This window comes from Flavobacterium sp. Leaf82 (assembly GCF_001422725.1).
GTDB lineage: Bacteria > Bacteroidota > Bacteroidia > Flavobacteriales > Flavobacteriaceae > Flavobacterium.
On record NZ_LMMA01000001.1, the window covers coordinates 494,301 to 516,341 of the forward strand.

General features: G+C 31.1%; 20 protein-coding genes. 6 read left to right on the forward strand and 14 right to left on the reverse strand.

The features are described 5' to 3' along the window. Positions 1-13 precede the first annotated feature (13 nt). The 13 genes from rpe to ASF10_RS02175 all read right to left on the reverse strand — a co-directional run bounded on the left by rpe (position 14) and on the right by ASF10_RS02175 (position 15,683). Positions 14-676, reverse strand: a complete 663-nt coding sequence (gene rpe / locus ASF10_RS02115) for a ribulose-phosphate 3-epimerase (RefSeq protein ID WP_056244777.1) — start codon at positions 674-676, stop codon at positions 14-16. A gap of 385 nt (positions 677-1,061) precedes the next feature. Continuing rightward, complete coding sequence (locus ASF10_RS02120) at positions 1,062-1,925, reverse strand: RNA polymerase sigma factor RpoD/SigA (protein WP_007804760.1); 864 nt, start codon at positions 1,923-1,925, stop codon at positions 1,062-1,064. A 219-nt stretch (positions 1,926-2,144) separates the two neighbouring features. Next, on the reverse strand, positions 2,145-3,881 hold the full coding sequence (locus ASF10_RS02125) for a hypothetical protein (RefSeq protein ID WP_056244779.1): 1,737 nt from the start codon (positions 3,879-3,881) through the stop codon (positions 2,145-2,147). After that, the gene (locus ASF10_RS02130; RefSeq protein ID WP_082472367.1) at positions 3,869-5,095 is read right to left on the reverse strand and encodes a DUF4249 domain-containing protein; all 1,227 of its coding nucleotides are present in this window, start codon (positions 5,093-5,095) and stop codon (positions 3,869-3,871) included. Before ASF10_RS02130 ends, ASF10_RS02125 begins: the two co-directional genes overlap by 13 nt. A 6-nt stretch (positions 5,096-5,101) precedes the next feature. After that, entirely contained in the window at positions 5,102-7,840 is a 2,739-nt protein-coding gene (locus ASF10_RS02135; RefSeq protein ID WP_056244784.1) for a TonB-dependent receptor, read from the reverse strand. A 19-nt stretch (positions 7,841-7,859) separates the two neighbouring features. Further along, positions 7,860-8,576 (reverse strand): hypothetical protein, encoded by a 717-nt coding sequence (locus ASF10_RS02140; RefSeq protein ID WP_056244788.1) that lies wholly within the window; start codon positions 8,574-8,576, stop codon positions 7,860-7,862. 203 nt (positions 8,577-8,779) lie between these two features. Beyond that, positions 8,780-9,031 (reverse strand): hypothetical protein, encoded by a 252-nt coding sequence (locus ASF10_RS02145; RefSeq protein ID WP_056244791.1) that lies wholly within the window; start codon positions 9,029-9,031, stop codon positions 8,780-8,782. Positions 9,032-9,224: 193 nt separating this feature from the next. After that, positions 9,225-9,971: a LytR/AlgR family response regulator transcription factor gene (locus ASF10_RS02150; protein ID WP_056244794.1), complete on the reverse strand. Its 747-nt coding sequence runs from the start codon at positions 9,969-9,971 to the stop codon at positions 9,225-9,227. Further along, positions 9,964-11,502 (reverse strand): ATP-binding protein, encoded by a 1,539-nt coding sequence (locus tag ASF10_RS02155; protein ID WP_056245573.1) that lies wholly within the window; start codon positions 11,500-11,502, stop codon positions 9,964-9,966. The genes ASF10_RS02150 and ASF10_RS02155 overlap by 8 nt, the downstream gene beginning before the upstream one ends. Positions 11,503-11,831: 329 nt before the next feature. After that, entirely contained in the window at positions 11,832-12,263 is a 432-nt protein-coding gene (locus ASF10_RS02160; RefSeq protein ID WP_056244797.1) for a hypothetical protein, read from the reverse strand. Between the two features lie 231 nt (positions 12,264-12,494). Next, the gene (locus ASF10_RS02165) at positions 12,495-14,630 is read right to left on the reverse strand and encodes a polyribonucleotide nucleotidyltransferase (RefSeq protein ID WP_056244801.1); all 2,136 of its coding nucleotides are present in this window, start codon (positions 14,628-14,630) and stop codon (positions 12,495-12,497) included. 164 nt (positions 14,631-14,794) lie between these two features. After that, entirely contained in the window at positions 14,795-15,061 is a 267-nt protein-coding gene (gene rpsO / locus ASF10_RS02170) for a 30S ribosomal protein S15 (protein WP_056244804.1), read from the reverse strand. Between the two features lie 166 nt (positions 15,062-15,227). Then, positions 15,228-15,683, reverse strand: a complete 456-nt coding sequence (locus ASF10_RS02175) for a GAF domain-containing protein (protein ID WP_056244807.1) — start codon at positions 15,681-15,683, stop codon at positions 15,228-15,230. 71 nt (positions 15,684-15,754) lie between these two features. On the opposite strand from ASF10_RS02175, the gene xrtF reads away from it, so the two are divergent. The 6 genes from xrtF to ASF10_RS02205 all read left to right on the forward strand — a co-directional run bounded on the left by xrtF (position 15,755) and on the right by ASF10_RS02205 (position 20,482). Continuing rightward, positions 15,755-16,291, forward strand: a complete 537-nt coding sequence (gene xrtF, locus ASF10_RS02180) for an exosortase family protein XrtF (RefSeq protein WP_056244811.1) — start codon at positions 15,755-15,757, stop codon at positions 16,289-16,291. Beyond that, on the forward strand, positions 16,281-16,727 hold the full coding sequence (locus ASF10_RS02185; RefSeq protein WP_056244815.1) for an exosortase F system-associated membrane protein: 447 nt from the start codon (positions 16,281-16,283) through the stop codon (positions 16,725-16,727). Before xrtF ends, ASF10_RS02185 begins: the two co-directional genes overlap by 11 nt. A 46-nt stretch (positions 16,728-16,773) precedes the next feature. Next, on the forward strand, positions 16,774-17,172 hold the full coding sequence (locus ASF10_RS02190; protein ID WP_056244818.1) for an HYC_CC_PP family protein: 399 nt from the start codon (positions 16,774-16,776) through the stop codon (positions 17,170-17,172). 108 nt (positions 17,173-17,280) lie between these two features. After that, complete coding sequence (locus ASF10_RS02195) at positions 17,281-19,287, forward strand: TonB-dependent receptor plug domain-containing protein (protein ID WP_056244821.1); 2,007 nt, start codon at positions 17,281-17,283, stop codon at positions 19,285-19,287. 41 nt (positions 19,288-19,328) lie between these two features. Further along, positions 19,329-19,670: a heavy-metal-associated domain-containing protein gene (locus tag ASF10_RS02200; protein ID WP_056244824.1), complete on the forward strand. Its 342-nt coding sequence runs from the start codon at positions 19,329-19,331 to the stop codon at positions 19,668-19,670. Between the two features lie 131 nt (positions 19,671-19,801). Then, entirely contained in the window at positions 19,802-20,482 is a 681-nt protein-coding gene (locus tag ASF10_RS02205) for a DedA family protein (RefSeq protein ID WP_055097211.1), read from the forward strand. Between the two features lie 314 nt (positions 20,483-20,796). On the opposite strand, the gene rodA is transcribed toward ASF10_RS02205, so the two are convergent. After that, entirely contained in the window at positions 20,797-22,032 is a 1,236-nt protein-coding gene (rodA, locus tag ASF10_RS02210; protein ID WP_056244827.1) for a rod shape-determining protein RodA, read from the reverse strand. Between the last annotated feature and the right edge of the window lie 9 nt (positions 22,033-22,041).

The following is a 22,041-nucleotide window of genomic DNA, read 5'->3' on the forward strand; positions in this document are numbered from 1 at the left end:
TTCCTTTAAAAAACTAGAAAGTTGTTAAGACTTTTAATTCTGCAATAGTTTGTGTTGGATTCTCTGCTTTAAAAACAAAGCTTCCTGCAACCAGAACATCAGCTCCGGCTTCTACTAATTGTTTTGCATTTTTACTGGTTACACCACCGTCAATTTCAATAATTGTCGAAGCATTTTTACGAGTAATTAAATCTTTTAGTTTTTTTACTTTATCATAAGTATTTTCAATAAATGATTGTCCCCCAAAACCTGGATTCACACTCATAATACATACTAAATCAATATCGTTTATGACATCTTCTAATAAATCAATATTAGTATGAGGATTGATTGCAACTCCGGCTTTCATTTCTTCAGCTTTAATAGCTTGTAGGGTTCTGTGTAAATGTGTACAAGCTTCATAATGTACGCTTAAAATATTTGCGCCTAAATCAGCAAAAGTTTTAATATATCTGTCCGGATCAACAATCATTAAATGTACATCGATTGTTTTTTTAGCATGTCTTGAAATTGCTTCTAAAACGGGCATTCCAAAAGAAATGTTAGGAACAAAAACTCCATCCATAATATCAATATGAAACCAGTCGGCCTGACTGTTATTGATCATTTCGATATCACGTTGTAAATTGGCAAAATCAGCTGCAAGAACAGAAGGAGCAATAAGTGTATTCTTCATTGTGTGTAGTTGTGTGTTGTGTTATTTTTTGCAAAGATAGATTTTTTATGATTTACAGTAAAATTTAACCGCAAAGCACGCAAAGATTTTTTTTCTTTTAAGATTTTTTAAAAACGCAAAGTTCGCAAAGCCTTGTGTTTTATATTTGCTTTTAAAATAAACTAAAAAAAAACTTAGCGAACTTAGCGCAAACCCTTGCGTGCTTTGCGGTTAAATTTTAATAAAATAAAAAACTCCGGTAATCAGCCGGAGTTTCAATCATCAATCAAAAAACGAACAGTCAATCAAACTGTTGTTTGCTTTAATAACCAATATACGTAATTTCACAATAAATTCCAAATCCCAATATTTGGAATTTGGAATTTAATATTGGTTTTTCGGGTGATTACCCAAGATAAGTTTTAAGAATTTTACTTCTTGAAGTATGTTTTAATCTGCGGATTGCTTTTTCTTTAATCTGACGTACACGCTCACGAGTTAAGTCGAAAGTTTCTCCAATTTCTTCTAATGTCATTGGGTGTTGATCGCCAAGACCAAAATACAAACGAACAACATCTGCCTCTCTTGGAGTTAATGTTTCTAATGAACGCTCGATTTCAGTACGTAATGATTCGTGAATTAATTCTCTGTCCGGGTTTGGAGACTCTCCTGAACGTAAAACGTCATAAAGGTTAGAATCTTCACCTTCAACAAGAGGTGCATCCATAGATAAGTGACGACCAGAGTTTTTCATAGACTCTTTTACGTCATTTACAGTCATGTCAAGTTCTTTTGCAATTTCTTCAGCAGAAGGCGGACGCTCATTAGATTGCTCTAATAATGCATACATTTTGTTGATTTTATTGATAGAACCAATTTTATTTAATGGTAAACGAACAATACGTGATTGTTCAGCCAAAGCCTGAAGAATCGATTGACGAATCCACCATACAGCGTAAGAAATGAATTTGAAACCACGAGTTTCATCAAAACGTTGAGCCGCTTTAATTAAACCTAAGTTTCCTTCATTAATTAAATCCGGAAGAGTTAATCCTTGATTTTGATATTGTTTAGCAACCGATACAACGAAACGTAGGTTGGCTTTTGTTAATTTTTCTAATGCTCTTTGATCACCGGCCTTTATTCTTTGTGCTAATTCTACCTCTTCATCAGCGGTAATTAGGTCAACTTTTCCAATTTCTTGTAGGTATTTGTCTAACGATGCAGTTTCACGATTTGTTACCTGCTTGGTGATTTTAAGTTGTCTCATGTTTTTGTCTCCTCAATTTTTAAGTGTACAAATAGTTATACGTAAAGAGAGGAGAAAAAGTTACAATTAAATGAAAAATATTTTAAAATTTATATGTGACACCAGATTGGATGGATAAACTATAGGGTTTGGCAGTGTTGTCTTCAACGTGAATTTAGCTCCATCATTATTGTCAATAATAATAGTTAATGATTGATTAAGTGTGTTTTATGAGATGTTTTAATTTACATTCCCTTCTTTTATTTCTATAGTATCTTTAATCAAAACAGGTTTTCCGCTGGCAGAAAATCCTTCCAGTATTATTTCGAATTTACCTGACACATCTGATGCATAAACTGCAATTTCAGAGTTTGGATCTTTTAAATCGACTTTTGGCAGCCATAATAATTGATGTCTGTAATCTGGTATTCTTGCATTTTTAGTATTGGTGTAATCAGGTTGAAAATATTCTTTTGTGGATTGAGGTCTTAAAACTTCAGGTCTTATAATAAAATTGCCTTTAAGTTTCGTTTCATAATCTCCGTTTTTGGTAGTAAAGATAACTAAACCATTAAACGATTTTGAGCCATAGTAATAAATGCCTTTTACAACATTGATCTTGTCAATGTTTTTAGAGTTATAAACAAAAAGCTCATTAATATCTTCAATTATTAAACCATCAACAACTAATAATGCTGGTATTACTGATTCATAATTAGGATCATAATCATAAACGTGAATCGCGTAATTATTGTTGTTTTTTGTAAAATATGTCCCTTCAACAACTTCAGTTATGGTTTCTGCTACTGTTGGAAATCTTGTAAAAGCATCCAGTTTAAATTCTTTTGCTGCATTCCCATAAAAAGCAAGCGTGTCTTTAGACGCTAATATGTTATCTTTTTTGATATTATAGTAAGCATTTTCTATTTGACTGGAAATTAACCTCTCAGAAATGTTTTGTTTAAAATCAGAATTGAATTGGACAACAGGAAACGTCAAATTCGAGAAGTCGATATCTTTTGGTTTGTCGACTTCAATAGTATAATCATGTTTATTATCTTCAATAATCTGAACGACTAAATTTGCGCTTGTATTCGCTTTTTCCAAATTGAAAAAGAATCTCCCTTGAGAATCCGTTTTGGTTAATTTTAAAGTATAGTTTTTTTCTACTATAGAAAGAGCTATCTTTTTGTTCTGAATATCTGAACTTGTTGATGATATTTTTCCTGCAATTATTTCTCCGCGCAATTCCGGTAGTGTAAAATCAGTAGTATTTATTTCAGTGTGACTATTTTTATTAGAATTTTTTTCCTCCAATTCATTAAAAGATGTTTTACTTTGAGCTAGAAAACCATCTGCTTTTCTTATTGAAAGCATATAATTGCCTTTCGTGAAATCATCAGAGTTAGTGTTGATTTTAAATGTTATCAAATCTCTATTTTGATATGTTTTACTTTTTAAACCAAAGGATATATTCTCATTCGTTAGAATCTGTGGTGTAGCATATTCTTTTTGAGAAATGCTATTTGTTGGTTTTTCCTTATAAGGGTTTATTATAAAAATGTCAATATTACAATATTCAGTTACTTTTTTATTAAGCAACCAGTTCGTATAACCTATAAGTTTGTAGCTTCCGGTTTCTAAAGTCGTTGGAATGAAAAAATCACTGTTAGCGGCTCCGTTTTCAAGAAATAATTTATGTGTAAAAACAGTTTTTTTATTGCTGTCTATAAGCTGTAAATAGGCGATTTTACTATAATTTGAAGCAGAGTTTGTTGATTTATTGATACAAAAAATCTTGTACAATAAAGTTTCTCCGGTTAAATACGAATTTGCATTTGTACTGATATAAAGAGATTCATTTAACTTTTTATCTATTTCATTCAGTTCAGTTATGGCATTGGTTTTTTGAGCAAACGAAATTTGCTGAAAACTAATTGCTAAAACGATCAGTGTTATATATTTTAATCTATCCAAAATGATGGTTTTATGTTTGATGAAAATGAAGTGCAATCCCCGCATTCTATTGCATACAATATGTAAGCTCCGGTTTCGTCTGGAAAGTAGGATCTTGTTCCTGTAGCAAGTAAATTCATAATTGTAGTTCCTTTGCAAGCAGGTGATTGACCAAAACAATACGTAAATAAGTAATTGTCAGTTTCTAACTCAGGAATTGGAGCCGGACAATCATATTGGTAAGCTGGAATTGGTTTTCCCGGGAAAATGTCTCCGAAATTAAAAAACAATCTTTTTTCGGAATAAGAGGAAACATTAAAATAACCAATCACTTTTTCTCCCGGATTATCAACAGGTTTAATATTTCCGTAAAAAAAGCCTGGTTGTGTTTGTGACAAAAGACTTCCGTTATTCGAAATCTCTTTTAAGGTTTCATAAAAAGTATGAGCAGCAAGACTCTGAACATATTGTTTTACCAAAATACTATATCTGTTTCTGATAATTGGATCTTTACTGCTAATAAACCGAACAGGGAAATCAGTTACTTTGTCTTCACTTAGTTGATTGGTATTTGTTATTAGTAAATCATTTGATTTCTGATTTAAGAAACAAATTCTGGCCTCTTCTGTTCTGTCTTCAAAAACAACTTTTCCTGGCGGATTCGAACCAGGTGCATAAAAAACAGGAACTGCTTTTTGATAATACCATTTAGGAGCAACGACTTTATAAGTTTCTTCGTATTCGTATTTATAATATCTTGAATTGTTTGTTGGATCAGAGCTGTTTACTGTGATTTCTACACCAAGTACACCATTTTTAGTTACTGCTTTAGATTCTAATTTATCGATTTTGGTTTCTTGCGGTAATTTTTCTGAACTCGAAATATAAGATCTTCCGTCTTTGGTAAGTATATGTAATTGATATGTTCTGCCCGAAGCAGCTAGAAATTGAGTTAAAGAAATGTACGATTCGGTACCTTCTTTAAATTCATATTTATTGCCAATATCATCCGTAACATAAACCACAGCTTTAGTCTCAAAGTTTGGCGTTTTTTCTTCAAGTTTATAAGTTCTTGACACTTTTATTTCCTGGTTTTTATACTCATTTGTAATCGTTGCTTCTACGACGATAGCATCTTCAAATCCATTTGTTTGATAATTATACGGTGTTGTACAACCCAATATCGATAAGAGGATCATTGTTACAAGAAATCTATGTTGGAAGATTTTTTTCATAATCTTTTAAAATTTAAAATTATAAGTAACAGTTGGTATTGGAACAGAAAAAATCGAAGTTTGATATGCTTTTACCTGACCGTCTTTTGTGACAAAAAAGATAGAATACGGATTGTTTCGTCCTAATACGTTGTAAATTGAAATATTCCAGAAACTATGTGCTAGCTTTTTTATTTTATGATTCCCTTCAATATTTAAGCCTATGTCTAATCTGTAATAATCTGGTATTCTATACTTGTTTCGATCGCTATACATCGTGTACTCGGCTCCGTTATAATAATATTTGCCTATAGGATATGTTATAGGTCTTCCGGTTTGATATACAAAATTTGAAGAAAAACTATAACGATGTGTAAATTTGTAATTCATTACAATACTTACATCGTGAGGTTTATCAAAGTTTGTTGGAAAGTACGCACCATTATTTACTTTTTCATCATTAAACTGACTATCCAGTTTTATAAATGTTCTGGAATAGGTATAACCAATCCATCCATTAAGTCTTCCGGTTGATTTTTTCAGCAAAAATTCAACACCATAAGCTTTTCCGTCACCTTGTAATAATTCAGTTTCTAAATCCTGATTTAAAAGTAAGTTTGCTCCAACTTTATAATCAAGAATATTTTTAGAGGTTTTATAATAACCTTCAAGGCTTAACTCGATATCATTATAATCCAGTTTTTTGAAAACTCCAAGAGAATATTGCAAACCGCTTTCAGGTTTTACATTCAAATCAGATAATTTCCAGGTATCAGTAGGCGATTGGGTTGTGTTGTTTGTTAAGAGGTGAATATATTGGTAATTTTTATCAAAACCTGCTTTTACAAATAAGCTTTCATCAAAAATATACCTTAAGGCAACTCTTGGTTCAAAACCTCCACTGGTATTAATTACATCATTATTTCCATAGTTTTTTTCTTCAACAACGGTTGAAGGTGTCATAGGAACACCTTCCTGATAGATTTTTTGTGTTAATGCTCCTAAAGCTGCATACAAAGAATATCTAGCTCCAATATCTAATAAAAGTTTGTCAGTGATTTTAAATTTATCAGAAAAAAACACAGCTGATTCCAGTCCTTTTTCATCATCAATTTTAATTGGGTTGACTATTGAAGATTCTCCCTTTGGGTCTAATTCTCCGGGATTAACTTTATACAGTTTACTGGATATTCCGTAAGTAAATTTATGTTTGCTGCTTAATTCGCTATTAAATTTTAGACTTGCCTGAGTTTCATCTATCTTATATTTAAAAATAAATGATTCAGGATTGGGTGATTCATAATCGATACTGAATTTATATTCGCTATTCGTAACATTGAACTCACTGTTGTTTTTTTCATTAAAAGCGTGTTTCCATTTTAAGGAAATAAGTCTGTTGCTATATTGGTATAACGAATCAGGAGTTATACTATATTTATCTTTACTATAATATCCAGTAGCTTCAATTGCGTTGTTTTTGTTTATTTTATGCGTATATTTTGCAAACAAGTCATAAAATGAAGCCTGACTGTCTTTTAGGTTTTCATCATCTAAAGATTTTAGAATCCAGTCAGAATATGTTGCTCTTCCGCCTAATAATAAACTGGCTTTTCCTTTTACAACAGGAATAGATGCGGTAAGATTACTTGTTACGGGACCAATTCCTCCTTCGCCTGAAAATTTTTCAGTATTTCCGTTTTTAGAAATTATATCAAAAACAGATGACAATCTACCGCCAAATTCTGATGGAATTCCGCCTTTGTAAATGTCAACTTTGTTAATCGTGTAAGGATTTAGAGACGAGAAAAAACCAAAAAGATGAGCCGGATTATAAATAGTACCATTATCAAGAAGCATTAAATTTTGATCTTCTTTTCCTCCTCTTACATTAAATCCTGACGAACCTTCGCCAGCGGTCTTTATTCCCGGAATAGTTAAGGCAATTTTTAAAACATCTCTTTCTCCAAGAACTAAAGGAACAGTTTTTAGCCCTTCGGCTTCGATTGTCGTAACGCCTGTTATTGCCGTTCTGATGTTTTGACTGTTTTTTCCTTTTACAACAACTTCTTTTAGCTGATTTATTTTTTCAATTATAGAAAAATCTAAAGTACCATTACTGTAGATCATTATTTTTCGAGAAGTATTGTTGTACAATACAGATTCAATTTCGATTGTTGCCAGTCCTGTAGGCAGTTTTAAACTATAATAACCTTCACTATTTGTAATAGCCGTAATAGTTGTGTTTTTTACCTTTACAGTTACATCTGCTAACGGTTTCTCATTCTTTAGGTCAGTTATATGACCGGAAAGTGTATAGAAATCAACTTCAGAATCTAGCGCTTCTTTACCGATTAATGCGATTGGAGCAGATTCTGTTTTATTTTTTTTCACAGAATCATATTGTTGAAAAAAGATAGGGACATTACCATTCTTTGACTTTTCATTTAAGAACTTATCATTGATAATACTATTTTTTGTTAAGATGATTTTATTTTTATCTATAAAAAAATTAAGATCAGTATCTGCAAAAACTTTACTCAATATTTCCTGAATGGTTTTATTGGAGTAATCTCCTGATATTAGAACATTTTTATCAAGCCAATCCTCCTGAAAATAGAATCGATAATTTGTAGATGCTTCTATTTTTTTTAAAACCTCAATTCTGTTTGTATTACTGTAATTAAGATTAAGGTTGCTTTTTTGATCTTGCGAATAGATTAATTGATTAAAACCGATAAATAATAAAAGGATCGTAAATATTCTCATTTGTATAATTTAGCAGATATTAATTATTAATATATTTCAATAGATTCTTCATAAACAATGCAGGTGCATCCTTTTTTAAACTTCTGTAGGTAGTGTAGAAATCATTTATTTTTTTCTTACTATTTGGGAATAGTGTTATGATTTCTTTTTTATCGTTTAATGGGTAAAATAAGTTGTCTTTTAAAATTAGAAAATCATATTTTGGCACGAATTCTATCAGGTCAATTTCAGCTTTATTGATTTTTTTCTTCTCTTTATAATATTTTATAAAAAGTGTTACGTTGTTTCCTGCCGGAATTTTTTCATAATATCCTTTTCTGTAATTAGGCTTTAATGCTGTTAGATTTACAAAATTCTCGTTTCCTATTTTAAAAGAACTAACATTGTTTGTGATGATATTAATTTTTGTCGTGTTTAATTCACCATAAGGTTTTAAGATAAGCTCGTCGTTATAAATGTCATAATTTAATAATAAGTCAAAATAATCCTGATTGTTATAACGAATACTTCCTTTTTTAAAATCTTCAGAAATATAATAACGATTCTGATTATCGACTGTTTTGTCGAAATTCAAATGAGCTGATCCGTTTTCGAAGTCCAAAGATTCTACACCAATGTTTTTATCAAACCAATTGTAGACCGAAATTTCCTGACTTGTTTGGCAATAGGAAGTGTAAATGTTTAAGAATATTCCAAATAGAATAAGGTAAAGAGACTTTTTTTGAATATTTTTCAAAGGATTGGTTTATTTGGTTTTTTGTTTTTAGCTTTTCAAAAATATTAAATAAATGTTAATAATAGCGATTTTATTGTTAAAATGTATTCGCTATTTTTATTATTTACCTTAAAAAGCAATTAAATAAACAATCTTCTAAATAAAAAACACCTTGGCTTTAATAATTAAAGTTGAGGTGTTTTATTAAAATAGGGCAAACGTTATTATTCGGATAGATCGTCATAAACGTCCAGCATATCATCGAATATTTTTTTTAGAGATTTAATGTATAGTGGAAAAGCAATGATTAATAAAATGTATTCTTTTCTTAATACAGTTACATCATCGAGGATTTCGTATAAACTAGGAATAATTAATGTTAAGGAAACGGCAATACCAACCCAAGGATTATTTTTTATTTTTTTTAGAATAGATAAAAGCTTCATGTCTGGTTGTTTGGTTAACGCAAGTCTCATTTATAGTTATATTGATTTAGGGGTTTCTGTGTGTAAAAGTAATTTTGATTTTCTCTTTTAAAATCAAAAATGTCACGAAAGCTATTTTTCCTGTCATGAAATATTATAAAGCCCTGTAAACAAAGTGATTTCATTTTAAGCAAAAAAAATCCTCTCGGAATTGAGAGGATTTGCAGATTCTTTTATTTAGTGATTAAGACAGAATGTTCATTTTTTTTAGAAAATCTTTATAAGTGTCACTTAAGTTTATTTTGTGATCTCCTTTTAGAATAATAAGATTATCTGCCAGAATAATTTCTTCGATTTTATCTGTATTCACAATTGTGTTGCGATGTGTTTTTACAAATTTGTTTTTATCCAATAAGTTACTGATTTTAGTCAGTGAAATTTGAATGACAAATTTTTCCTTTTCAGTAATAATATTGCAATAACGTTCTTCGACTTCAATATATAAAATGTCGTTTATAGCTACTTTTTTCAGCGAGTTTTTCTTCTTTATAAATAAAAAATCATTGCTAATTACCGTATCCTGTTCATCGCTCATGAAAACATTTGTTTGAGCGTAGAACTTTTCGACAGCCATTTCTATAGCATAAAGAATTTCAAGTTCGTTAAAAGGTTTCATCAGGAAGCTAAAAGGCTTGGTGAGTTTTGCTCTTTCAAAAATTTGACGATCATTTGAACTGGTTAAAAAAACAAAAGGTTTTGAAGCGTTCGGAATTATATTTATAGATTCTGCAAAAGTGATTCCGTCCGGTTTTCCGTCCAGAAAAACGTCTATAATAATGATATCTATAGTATTCTCGTAAAAAAGTTTTAATGCATCAGTGAAGTTTGCGGCAACGCCTGTAATGGTGTAATTATTTTCGACGAGAACCTTGATAAGCGCATCGCTTTGTTCAGGTGTGTCTTCTATGATTAAAACATTAATATTATCCATTTGTTCTTGTTTTTGGGAAAGTTAATATCATTTTAGTTCCCTTGTTAATCTCACTTTCAATATTCAGGGTTCCGCTATTTTTCTTGATCATTTGTTTACATAATTGCATGCCTAAACCAGTTCCTATAATTTCAGAGTTTGATTTCTTAGCTAATAGTTCGCTTTCGGTAAGTAACTCTTTAATTGTTTCCTGTCGCATTCCAATTCCGTTATCCTGTATAATAAGATCACAAAAATCAGGATTGGTTTCTTGAGTGTAAAAACTTATTTGTCCGTTTTCATTAGAAAATTTAATAGCATTGTCTAATAAATTTCGAAGTACAATCTTTAGTGAATCAAGATCTACATAAATAAAAATACTTTTTGAGACTAGATTTTCAAAAGTAATCGCTTTGTCAAGAAGCAAAGGTCTGTAATTATACTCAATTTGCTGAACTATAGAATACAAATGAATTGATTCCTTATGAAAATACAATTGTTTGGTTTGCAGCATCGCCCAATGCAGTAAGTTATCTAATAGACTGTAAGCCCCATTTGCAATTGTACTATTGTGAAAAATAAGATGATGTAATTCATCATAGTTTTTGGTTTCGAGTGTTGCAGATAATTTAGCGTTACTTGTTTTTAACGCATTTACAGAAGATCTTAAATCATGGCTTACTATAGAAAACAATTGATCTTTAGTAGCATTAAGTTCATCAAGTTTATTTTTTTGAAGTAATATTATTTTAGAGTTTTTTACTTTTTGACCGTATAAATAAACCCCTCCTGTTAAAATTAAAAGTAGTCCTATTGCAGCGAAAAACAAGCTATTTCGTTCTGTGTTTTTAAGTTTGTTTTCAATTTGAAGAACTTTAATTTGTTTCTGTTTTTGTGCTACAGCAAACTTTTTCTCAAAATCAGCGACAGCCCATATTTTATTTTGATTGTTTAGAGAATCTGTCCAGTCTTCTGCTTCTTTTCTATAGGTTAGCGCCTTTTTATAATTATTCCTGTTTTCTTCTACAACAGCCATGTTGAATGCTGTATTTTCTTTTAAGGTAAAATCTTTTATGTTTTTAGATAACATATAAGCTTTTCGAAAATAATATATAGCTTGCTGATCTTTATATTGTAAGTAATAGAGATTTGCAATATTTATATTAGATCGAATTACGTTTTTTGTAATATATTTCGGGTTTAAAAGAACCTCTTTTTTTAAATATGACTCTGCTTTATCAAATTGCTTAAGGTGTAAGTAACAGATTCCAATATTGGTATATAAATCTGCTATTTCGCTTTCATCTCTGTGCTTTAGGATTTCTTTTTCAGCCTTTAAATAATATACAATTGCTTTTTCGAAATTTTCTTCAAAATAAAATAATAATCCAATACTATTATCGACCACATAATAATATTGGAAGGATTTGCTTATTAAGTTAAATTCAATACGTGATTGTTTATATAGCCCTTTCATCATTAATGAATAGCCTCTAAAATAATGACAATATTCTTTTGTTTCTAGATCAGTATTAGAATTTAATAGTTTCATAGAATAGACTAATGTGGAGTCCCATTCTTTTTTAAAGAAAAAATTCTGTGCTTTACTAAAATTAATTTCACTTTTTAGTGAATTTGCTTTTTTTTGAATAGTAATCTCAAAATAATTCAAGTTTTTTTTTTGTTGTGAGATAGCTATCGAGAATGAAAAAAGTAACAATAAAAAAATCTTGTGTTTTTTTTGAATCATTATTGACATTTTATAAAATCACTAAAATGTTATGTTGTTAATAATTTACAAATTGTAAATGGAATCATTGTTGAATATTCACTACAAAATGATAATCGAAAATTAAAGAATGGTCTAGATCTACTGAATTACTATGTTGCTGCACTTGTTTTTGTGCCTCTTGAAGTTTTTGGATCATCTCCATCTCCGCCGCCTACATCAGTTTTTGAACTTGAATTTTGTAAATATGATATAACTTCTGTGATGTTTTCAACAGTTTCAGATGAATAGTCAGTCTCTACATACCAAACATCATAAGTGTCTGGAGAGTCGTTGTCCCAATCGTAGTCGAAATAAATTGTGAAAGTGTTGTCTTCTTCTTTAACTGTTTGCACAGTAGGTTTTTCGGAATCTTTAGAATTAATGTATAGAGTAGCAGCAATTTTTAAGATTAGTACTCCGTCGTCATTATAATAAAAGTTTGCCGAAGCTAAAGGAGGAATGGGGAAAGTTAGATTTTTTATGTCTTTAAATCTAAAATCTTCAGTGTTGATTTTTTTAGTTTGAACAACTTTCAATGTCATAATAGGGTTTTTTAGGGTTAATAATTTATATTTTTGGATGCCTAAAGGTATTTTTTTTCTTCGAATAAAATGTGAAATTCATGTAGTTTTTTAGTTTTATTCTCGTTAAAAATAAAAGGAGTAGTAGTTTGTTGTAATTTAATTACTATTTGCTATAAAAACGAAAAACCCCAATTCAAATAAATGAATTGGGGTTTTCTATGAATAAACCTTTAGTAAACTAAGATCTGATTACTCTTTTTTCTCCTCACGTGGAGGTCTTTGTAAAAGTGCTTTTCTTGACACTTTTTCTTTTTTAGTTTTAGGATCAACACCTAGGTATTTCACTTCAAATACATCACCCATGTTTACTACATCGGTAACATTTTCAGTTCTTTCCCAAGCTAATTCAGAAACGTGTAATAAAACTTCATTTCCTGGTGCAGAAGTATATTCTACTACAGCTCCAAAATCTAACATTTTAATTACTTTTACTTCATAAGCTTCTCCCATTTGTGGTTTAAAAGTGATTGACTTAATTTTAGCCAATACTGCTTCAATTCCAGCTGGATCAGTACCTAAGATTTCGATAACACCTTGCTCATCAACTTCGTTGATAACAATAGTTGTTCCGGTAGCTTTTTGTAATTCCTGAATTACTTTTCCACCAGGTCCAATTAATGCTCCAATAAAGTTTCCAGGAATAGTTCTGGTAATGATTTTTGGAGAATGTGCTTTAACATCAGCTCTAGGAGCGGCGATAGTCTCAGTTAATTTTCCTAAAATATGTAAACGTCCTTCACGTGCTTGCCCTAAAGCTTGCTCCATAATATCGTAACGTAAACCATCAATCTTAATATCCATTTGACAAGCAGTGATACCGTCAGCAGTTCCGGTTACTTTAAAGTCCATATCTCCTAAATGATCTTCATCACCTAAAATATCAGACAATACAGCAAACTTCTCACCATCAGTAATCAATCCCATAGCAATTCCAGAAACTGGTTTTACCATTTGAATTCCGGCATCCATCAAAGCCATTGTTCCTGCGCAAACCGTTGCCATAGAAGAAGAACCGTTAGATTCTAAAACTTCAGAAACAATACGGATAGTATAAGGACAATCAGCAGGAATCATATTTTTTAAAGCTCTTTGAGCTAAGTTACCGTGACCAACTTCTCTTCTTGAAGTTCCTCTTAATGGTTTTGCTTCACCAGTAGAGAAAGGAGGGAAGTTATAGTGTAAATAGAATTTCTCTTCACCTTGTTCAGATGGAGAATCAATTTGGTTAGCTTCTCTTGAAGTTCCTAAAGTTACAGTTGCCAAAGCCTGAGTTTCTCCACGTGTAAATAAAGATGATCCGTGAACTCTTGGTAAATAATCAATTTCACACCAGATTGGTCTTATGTCAGTTGTTTTTCTACCATCTAAACGAACACCTAATTCTAATACTACATTACGAACAGCTTCTTTGTTTGTTTTGTAGAAATATTTAGAAACTAGATCTCCATCAGCTGCTAATTCTTCTTCAGTAAATAAAGCTTTAACTTCTTCTTTTACTTCAGCAAATGCAGCGCTTCTTTCGTGTTTTGCAGATCCAACTTTTGCAATAGCATAAATTTTATCGTATGCTGCAGCTTTTACTTTTTTGTAAATTTCTTCGTTTTCTTTCTCACCTTCGTAAGTACGAATTTCTTTTTTACCAAAAGCAGCTTGCAAACGCAATTGCGCCTGAATTTGAACTTTTATAGCTTCGTGAGCAAATTTGATAGCTTCTACCATTTCTGCTTCTGAGATTTCTTTCATTTCTCCTTCAACCATTGCAACTGAATCCATAGAAGCTCCGATCATCATGTCGATGTCAGATTTTGCTAAGTCTTCTCTGCTTGGGTTAATTACAAACTTACCGTCAATACGTGCAACACGTACTTCAGATATTAGGTTGTAAAAAGGGATATCTGAAACAGCTAATGCTGCAGATGCAGCTAAACCAGCTAAAGCATCAGGCATAACTTCTTCGTCATGAGACATTAATTGAATCATAACTTGTGTTTCAGCATGGTAATCGTCTGGGAAAAGCGGACGTAAAACACGGTCTACTAATCTCATTGTTAATACTTCGCTATCGCTAGGACGAGCTTCTCTCTTGAAGAAACCTCCTGGAAAACGACCTGCTGCTGCAAATTTTTCGCGGTAATCTACCGTTAATGGTAAAAAATCAACATTTGGGTTAGCGCTACGTGCAGATACTGCTGTTGCAAGTATCATCGTGTCGCCCATTCTTACTACTACAGAACCATCAGCTTGTTTTGCTAAGCGTCCTGTCTCGATTGTGATGCTTCTGCCATCACCTAAATCGATCTTTTCTACAAATAATTGTGGAATCATAATTTTTCCTTATTGGTTATACAATGGGTTTTAGTTGTGTTGTAGTTGTTGTGTGTAGTTGTTGTTAATCTAAAACCCAATGAAAAACCAAACTTTTTTTCTTATAAAATGCTTGTAATGTAAAAAACAAAAAGAGGCACTCTCGCACCTCTTTTCTATATTGATTATTTTCTGATATTCAATACTTTGATAATCTCACGATATCTGTTGATCTCTTTCTTTTTCAAGTAATCCAACAAAGCTCTTCTTTTACCTACTAATAGTACAAGTGAACGCTCAGTGTTGTAATCGTGACGATTTTTTTTCAAGTGTTCAGTTAAGTGTGAAATTCTGTACGTGAACAATGCAATCTGACCTTCTGCTTTTCCAGTGTTTGATGCTTCACCGTGTTGTGCAAAAATCTCTTCCTTCTTTTCTTTAGTTAAATACATTCCAATATTATTTAATGATTTTTATGTATGTCTTTACATCTCTTGTAAGACGGTGCAAAAATAATACTTTTTTTTGGAAAAAATAAATTTAAAGATTGAAAAAATTAAAGATTAAACAATTTCGAATGAAAATAATATTTTTTTAATCTTTTACAGGCCTGATTTTTTAGAATAATTTTGCAACTTCTTGATTTACAAATTCTAAAAATCGTTCGTCAGCCTCTGTAAAAGGATCTATAACATGGCTGTCAATATCAATTTGTCCTATATTTTGCCCATTAACAAATAAAGGAACTACGATTTCAGATTTTACTGTAAAGCTGCAAGCAATGTAATTATCCTGCGCTGCAACATCCGGAACTACAAAATTCGCATTGCTTTCTGCTACTTGACCACAAATTCCTTTTCCAAACGGAATTACGGTATGGTCAGTTTCAGCGCCAACATAAGGACCCAAATGCAAAGTTTTATTCTCATGATTGGCAAAATAAAAACCAACCCAGTTATAATATTCTACATTTGCATTTAACAGTTGGCAAATTGATAATAATTTTTCGTCTCTAACTAATGTTGTATCAGCTACAATAGCACTTATTTTTGGTTGTAATTCTTGAAATGTCATGATATTAAAATTTTATACAAAAGTATTTAAAGCTAATCTCAAAAAATACATAAATTTGAAAAAAATTTCCGTTGAAAAAATACCTGATCCAATTTAAGCCATTCCTTATATTTATAAGTACATTTTTTGCAGCATATATTTTGCTTACAATAGTTTATAAATTTTATTTAAACACTTTTCAAACAAATGATGTTGATGGAATTACTGCTGTTGTGGGTAAAAATGTTCTGCAATTAATGAATGTATTTAATTGTGATATTAAAATCTTCAAAAGTCTTTCAGATTCCTGGCTGGAGGTTTGGTACAATAAAAAGTATGTAATTAGAATCGTTGAAGGATGTAATGCCGTAAGTGTTATTATTTTGTTCATTTCTTTTGTGCTTGCTTTTTCCGGTAAACTTAAAACTACGATACTATTTATTGTGTTTGGTATATTGTTTATTTATATACTCAATGTTATTCGAATCGCTTTGTTAGCGGTTTTATTATTTCATATTCCTGAAAAACAACATATACTTCATGGTGTTCTTTTTCCGTTAGTTATTTATGGAGCGGTTTTTATTTTATGGATTATTTGGGTAAATAGATTTTCAAAGTATGCTAAATAATCTGCTTAAAAATAAATTCAAAATTATAATTGCAATACTTATTATAGTATGTTTTGGTGTAATAAGAGCTTTTGAGGTAAAACTGTTTTATGATCCGTTTTTAATTTATTTTGAATCTGATTTCAAAAACGCACCATTTCCTCCGGTAGATTCTTTTAAACTTCTTTCGGCGCTTTTATTCCGGTATTTTCTAAATACAATTCTTTCATTAATACTTATTTATACTTTATTCAGGGATCTTGAAATCCTGAAGTTTAGTGCCTTTATATATGGTTTCTTTTTGGTGCTGCTTTTTGTACTGTTTTTTACTATTCTCAATTATTTTCCAGACGGGAACTGGCTTCTTTTTTATGTTCGAAGATTTATTATACAACCCATATTTGTATTGTTATTTATCCCTGCTTTTTACTATCAGCAACAAAATCTTAAAAAATAACATTTCATTAAATCTTTTTTCCAGTCTTTTTAGGTAGTTTTGCAGTATGAATTTAAAAAAGTGTACAGGATTATTTTTAGTGTTCCTATTGTTGGTTTCCAACATTGGGTTTGCTTTTGATGTACATTATTGTGGAGGCGAAATTGCTTCTGTTTCATTAAATACTTCTGTTGCTACGTCTCCTGAAAAAAAATGTTGTGGCGCATCAGAGAAAAAATCTTCTTGTTGTAAAGACAAAGTAGTTCATTTTGAGAAAAAATCTGATAATGCAACTCCTAAGTTTTTCTTTTTTCAATTTGCTTTTCCGGCTGTAATTCAGGAATTCAAACCAATTGCTTTTTTATCAATTCCAAATTTTAAAAGCAATCAGATCATTTCGTATTATTCTGATGCGAATGCACCTCCGCTATTTAAACTATATAGTCAATATATTTTTTATTCCTGATTTTAATGTTTAGAATCAAGCCTTTATTGGCTTGTGCTATGCTGTTGCTTATTTCTCATATGAGAATGCTATTAAACAGCTTTTCTAATTAACATTAAAATCTTTTTTATGCAAAAAAATATTATGCTTTTGTGTATAATTTTGCTTTCTGTTTCTGCTTTTTCGCAAGAAGATTTAGAGGAAGTAAAAATTACCAAAAAGCAAAAAGGAATCAAAAAATCCTATACGCTTACTGCCAATACAAGCGTTATTACAAGCAAAGAGTTGCTTAAAGCTGCTTGTTGCAACCTTGCCGAAAGCTTCGAAACAAATCCATCAATAGATGTCAATTTCTCTGATGCCTTAACAGGAACAAAGCAAATAAAAATGCTTGGTTTAACAAGTCCTTATTTAATGATTACCGAAGAAAATATTCCTTCGGTTCGTGGAGCTTCTCAGGCTTATGGCTTGTCATTTACACCCGGAACCTGGATCGAAAGTGTTCAGATTACCAAAGGGGCGGGAAGTGTTATTAATGGTTACGAGAGTATTTCCGGACAAATAAATACAGAGCTTTTAAAGCCGCTAAACGATATTCCGTTCTTTTTGAATGTTTATGGTTCTACAGATGCACGTTTTGAGGTCAATACACATTTCAATAAAAAATTATCTGATAAATGGGCGACAAGTTTGTTTGTGCATGGAAATGCTCGTGTCGCGAAAAATGATATGAACGATGACGGATTTCTGGATAATCCTTTAGGAAAACAAATCAACGTACTGAATCGTTATCAATATTATAATCCCGAAAGTGGTTTGGTTAGTTTTATCAATTTCAGATATATGAATGATAAAAAACAAACCGGAGAAGTTGATTTTGATAAAGACAGAGATCGCGGAACAACAAACTATTGGGGTTCAGAAATTAATACAGAACGTTTTGATGTCTCTACAAAAATAGGATATGTTTTTAAAGACATGCCTTATCAGAGTATTGGTTTTCAGAATGCTTTTAACAGTCATAATCAAAACTCTTATTTTGGGTTGAATTTATATGATATAAAACAGAATAGTTTTTATTCAAATCTAATTTTCAATTCGATTATCAATAATACGATGCATAAATTTTCGACTGGTTTGAATTTTACTTACGATCAGTATCAGGAATTTGTGAATGTAAACGATTATAGTCGAATCGATAATTCAGTAGGAGCGTTCTTTGAATATACCTATGATAATACAGATAATTTTAGTTTGATTTTAGGCGGAAGAATTGATAATCATAATCGGTTAGGATTTTTTGTGACGCCACGTTTGCATATGCGTTACAATCCCTGGAAAGATGGGGTAATTCGTTTTTCTGGAGGAAGAGGAAAACGCTCGGCGAATATTTTTGCAGAGAACCAACAGCTTTTTGCTAGTTCAAGAACGTTTTCGATTTTAGATACAAACGGAAAAATTTATGGTCTAAATCCGGAAATTGCCTGGAATTATGGTGTGAGTTTTTCTCAGAAATTCAAGGTTTTTGGTAAAAATGCCGAAGCTGGATTTGATTTGTATCGTACCGATTTTCAAAATCAGGCAGTTGTCGATTTAATGCAAAGTCCGCAAAATGTTTCATTCTATAATTTAAGAGGAAAGTCTTTTGCTAATAGTCTGCAAGTTGAGTTTAACTATGAATTGATTCATAATTTTAATTTAAGAACAGCATATAAATTCTACGACATTCAAACCGACTATTTAACCGGTACTTTTCAGCGTCCGTTGCAGGCAAAACATCGTTTTTTAGGAAACCTTGAATACGAAACAAACGTAAGTGATGGTAAACAATGGAAGTTTGATTATACTTTTAATTGGTCTGGAAAGCAACAATTGCCTTATACAGCATCAAATCCGGCAGAAGATCAGTTTCCTGATTTTTCACCGTCGTATGCAGTTATGAATGTTCAGGTTACAAGAGTAATTTCGCCCGTTTTAGAAATATATGCAGGAGGAGAAAATATTGGGAATTATAAGCAGCAAAAAGCTATTTTAGGGGCTCAAGATCCATTTGGTCCTAATTTTGATGCTTCTATAGCATATGCGCCAATTTTTGGACAAATGTATTACGCAGGTTTACGATTTAAAATAAAATAAAGAACAGGAAATTAATTTCAATAACAATAAATAATAATAAGATGAAAAATATAATTTTAATTGCATTAGTAACTTTTTTAGGATTTTCAGCGCAAGCTCAAACTAAAAAAAATAAAAATTTAAAATATACTACAGAAGTAAATGGAAACTGCGAACAATGTAAGAAACGCATAGAAAAAGCAGCCTTTAGTGTTCCGGGAGTAAAAACAGCAACCTGGGATATTAGTTCACATCAATTAGCGGTGATTTTAAATGAAGAAAAGTCATCTATAGCAGATTTAAATAATGCTGTTGCAAAAGTAGGTCATGATACTAAGGATGTTAAGGCAACTGAAACGGATTATGAAAATCTACATTCTTGTTGTAAGTATGTAAGAGAATAATTATTCTAAAGAGCCCAAGTTTATACTTGGGCTTTTTAATAGTTAATTTATCTTTAAAATATAGCATTTTATTGGTGTTGAAGCAAATTATTGTTAATTTCACAAACTTATAAATATAACCAAACGCATTTATGAATAATTTTGATTGGACTCAATTAATCAACCCGGAATTTTATATTACTTTAAGTATCGGCGGCTTTCAAATTGGTTTATTTATTGTTTTGTTTATAGTTTTTGCTGAAACAGGATTATTTGCAGGTTTCTTCCTTCCGGGAGATAGTTTGCTTTTCTTGGCGGGTATTTACAGTCGTGACTTGATGCTGAATGTAGTTGATATCCCAGCTGATTTTATAAATGTTTTTGTGCTTTCGACTTTAGTTGCAATAATGGGAGTTTTAGGGAATATGACTGGATATTGGTTTGGTGCCAAAAGTGGTTATTACCTGTTTAAAAAAGAAGATTCTTTCTGGTTTAAAAAGAAATACCTGTTACAATCTAAAGATTTCTTCGAAAAATATGGCGGAAAAGCAATTATCTACGCACGTTTTCTTCCAATCTTTAGAACATTTGCCCCAATTATTGCAGGTATAGTTTCTATGGATAAAAAGAAATTTATGTTCTATAATATTTTGAGTTCTTTTTTATGGTCATTCATTTTGATTTTTGCAGGTCACTATTTATACGGAGTGTTTCTAAAACAAGGAATTGATCTAAAACATCATATCGAATATATCATTATCATAATCGTTATAATTTCTACTTTCCCAGTATTAGTTAAGCTTTTAAAAAAGAGACCAAGCGAAAAGATATAATTGAAAATTAAAAATAAAAAAAGTCCGAAGTAAAACTTCGGACTTTTTTTATGCTTGAAAATGATTTGATAAATAAAGATGTCGAGAAGCTTGAGATTAACCTATTATTAGTAATCAAACCATAATCGTGTCATTTCGACGAAGGAGAAATCACATAAAGTAACTCGACAGCAGTGCGTTCTTTTAGCATGTGATTTCTCATTAGTCGAAATAACATAAAGCAAAAAAAACATAACTCTTTTGATCTCTATAGTTAATAGAGTTTTATTATGAAGTTGAAATTTGTAATTTTTAAATGGAATTTATCTAAAAGCCTACCACTCATTTACTTTGTTAGCATCCATTTTTAAGAAGATGAACAGTAAAATAGTGAATCCCCAAAGTCCTGATCCTCCATACGAAAAGAAAGGAAGCGGAACTCCAATTGTTGGAAAAATACCAATAACCATTGCGATATTTACAAAAAAGTGTGTAAATAAAATTCCTGCTACGCAATAACCGTAAACTCTGCTGAATTTTGTTTTTTGTCTTTCGGCAAGGTAAATTACCCTTAGTAATAAACCAACAAAAAGAGAGATTACAACTAATGAGCCTACAAATCCCCACTCTTCACCAACCGTTGTAAAAATATAATCTGTATGTTGTTCCGGTACGAATCCTCCTTTAGTCTGCGTGCCTTCTAAGAAACCTTTTCCAACCCAGCCTCCGGATCCAATAGCGATCTCAGATTGATTTGTGTTGTATCCAATACCTTTCATATCGACAGTTTTACCTAATAAGATATTAAAACGATCACGGTGGTGTTGTTTAAATATATTGTCGAAAACATAATCTACAGAAAGGACAAATGCAGATATAATAGCTAATAAAATTCCGCTAAGAATGATATTGCGATCAACAGCACGACCTTTAAAGTGTATGATAATTAATACTCCCAATGCGATTAAAATAACTGCATATGGTTCTAAAACTAGCGTTAATACAAACAATAGAATAGTAATAAAGCCAGTCCAGACATACCAAGACGGCAATCCTTCTCTATAAAGTACAACAATAAAAATACTATAGATTAAGGCACTTCCCGGATCTGGTTGCGGTAAAATTAGCATTACAGGTAAAAATACAATTGCTAATGCCTGAATTTGCCTGTTTACATCTTTAAGATTAATTTGCGTGTCGCTCAAATACTTCGCTAATGCCAACGCTGTAGCGGCTTTAGCAAATTCAGAAGGTTGTAATGTAAAACCTCCTATAGCATACCAGCATCTTTGACCGGCAATAGTTTTTCCAAAAAGAAACAAACCTGCTAATGATAATAAAGACACACCAAAAATTATACTGGCATATTTCTCGTAAAATTTTCCATCAACAAAAAGCACGACAAAAATCAAAGGAATAGTACAACCAATAAAAATTAATTGTTTTTGATATGTTCCTTCGGTTGATAGTAATGATGAGGAATAGATATTTAGCCACCCTAATATCACTAACGAAGCATAGATAAAAACGCTTATCCAATCAATGTTATTTTTTACACTTTGATTTTTCATTTGAAATAA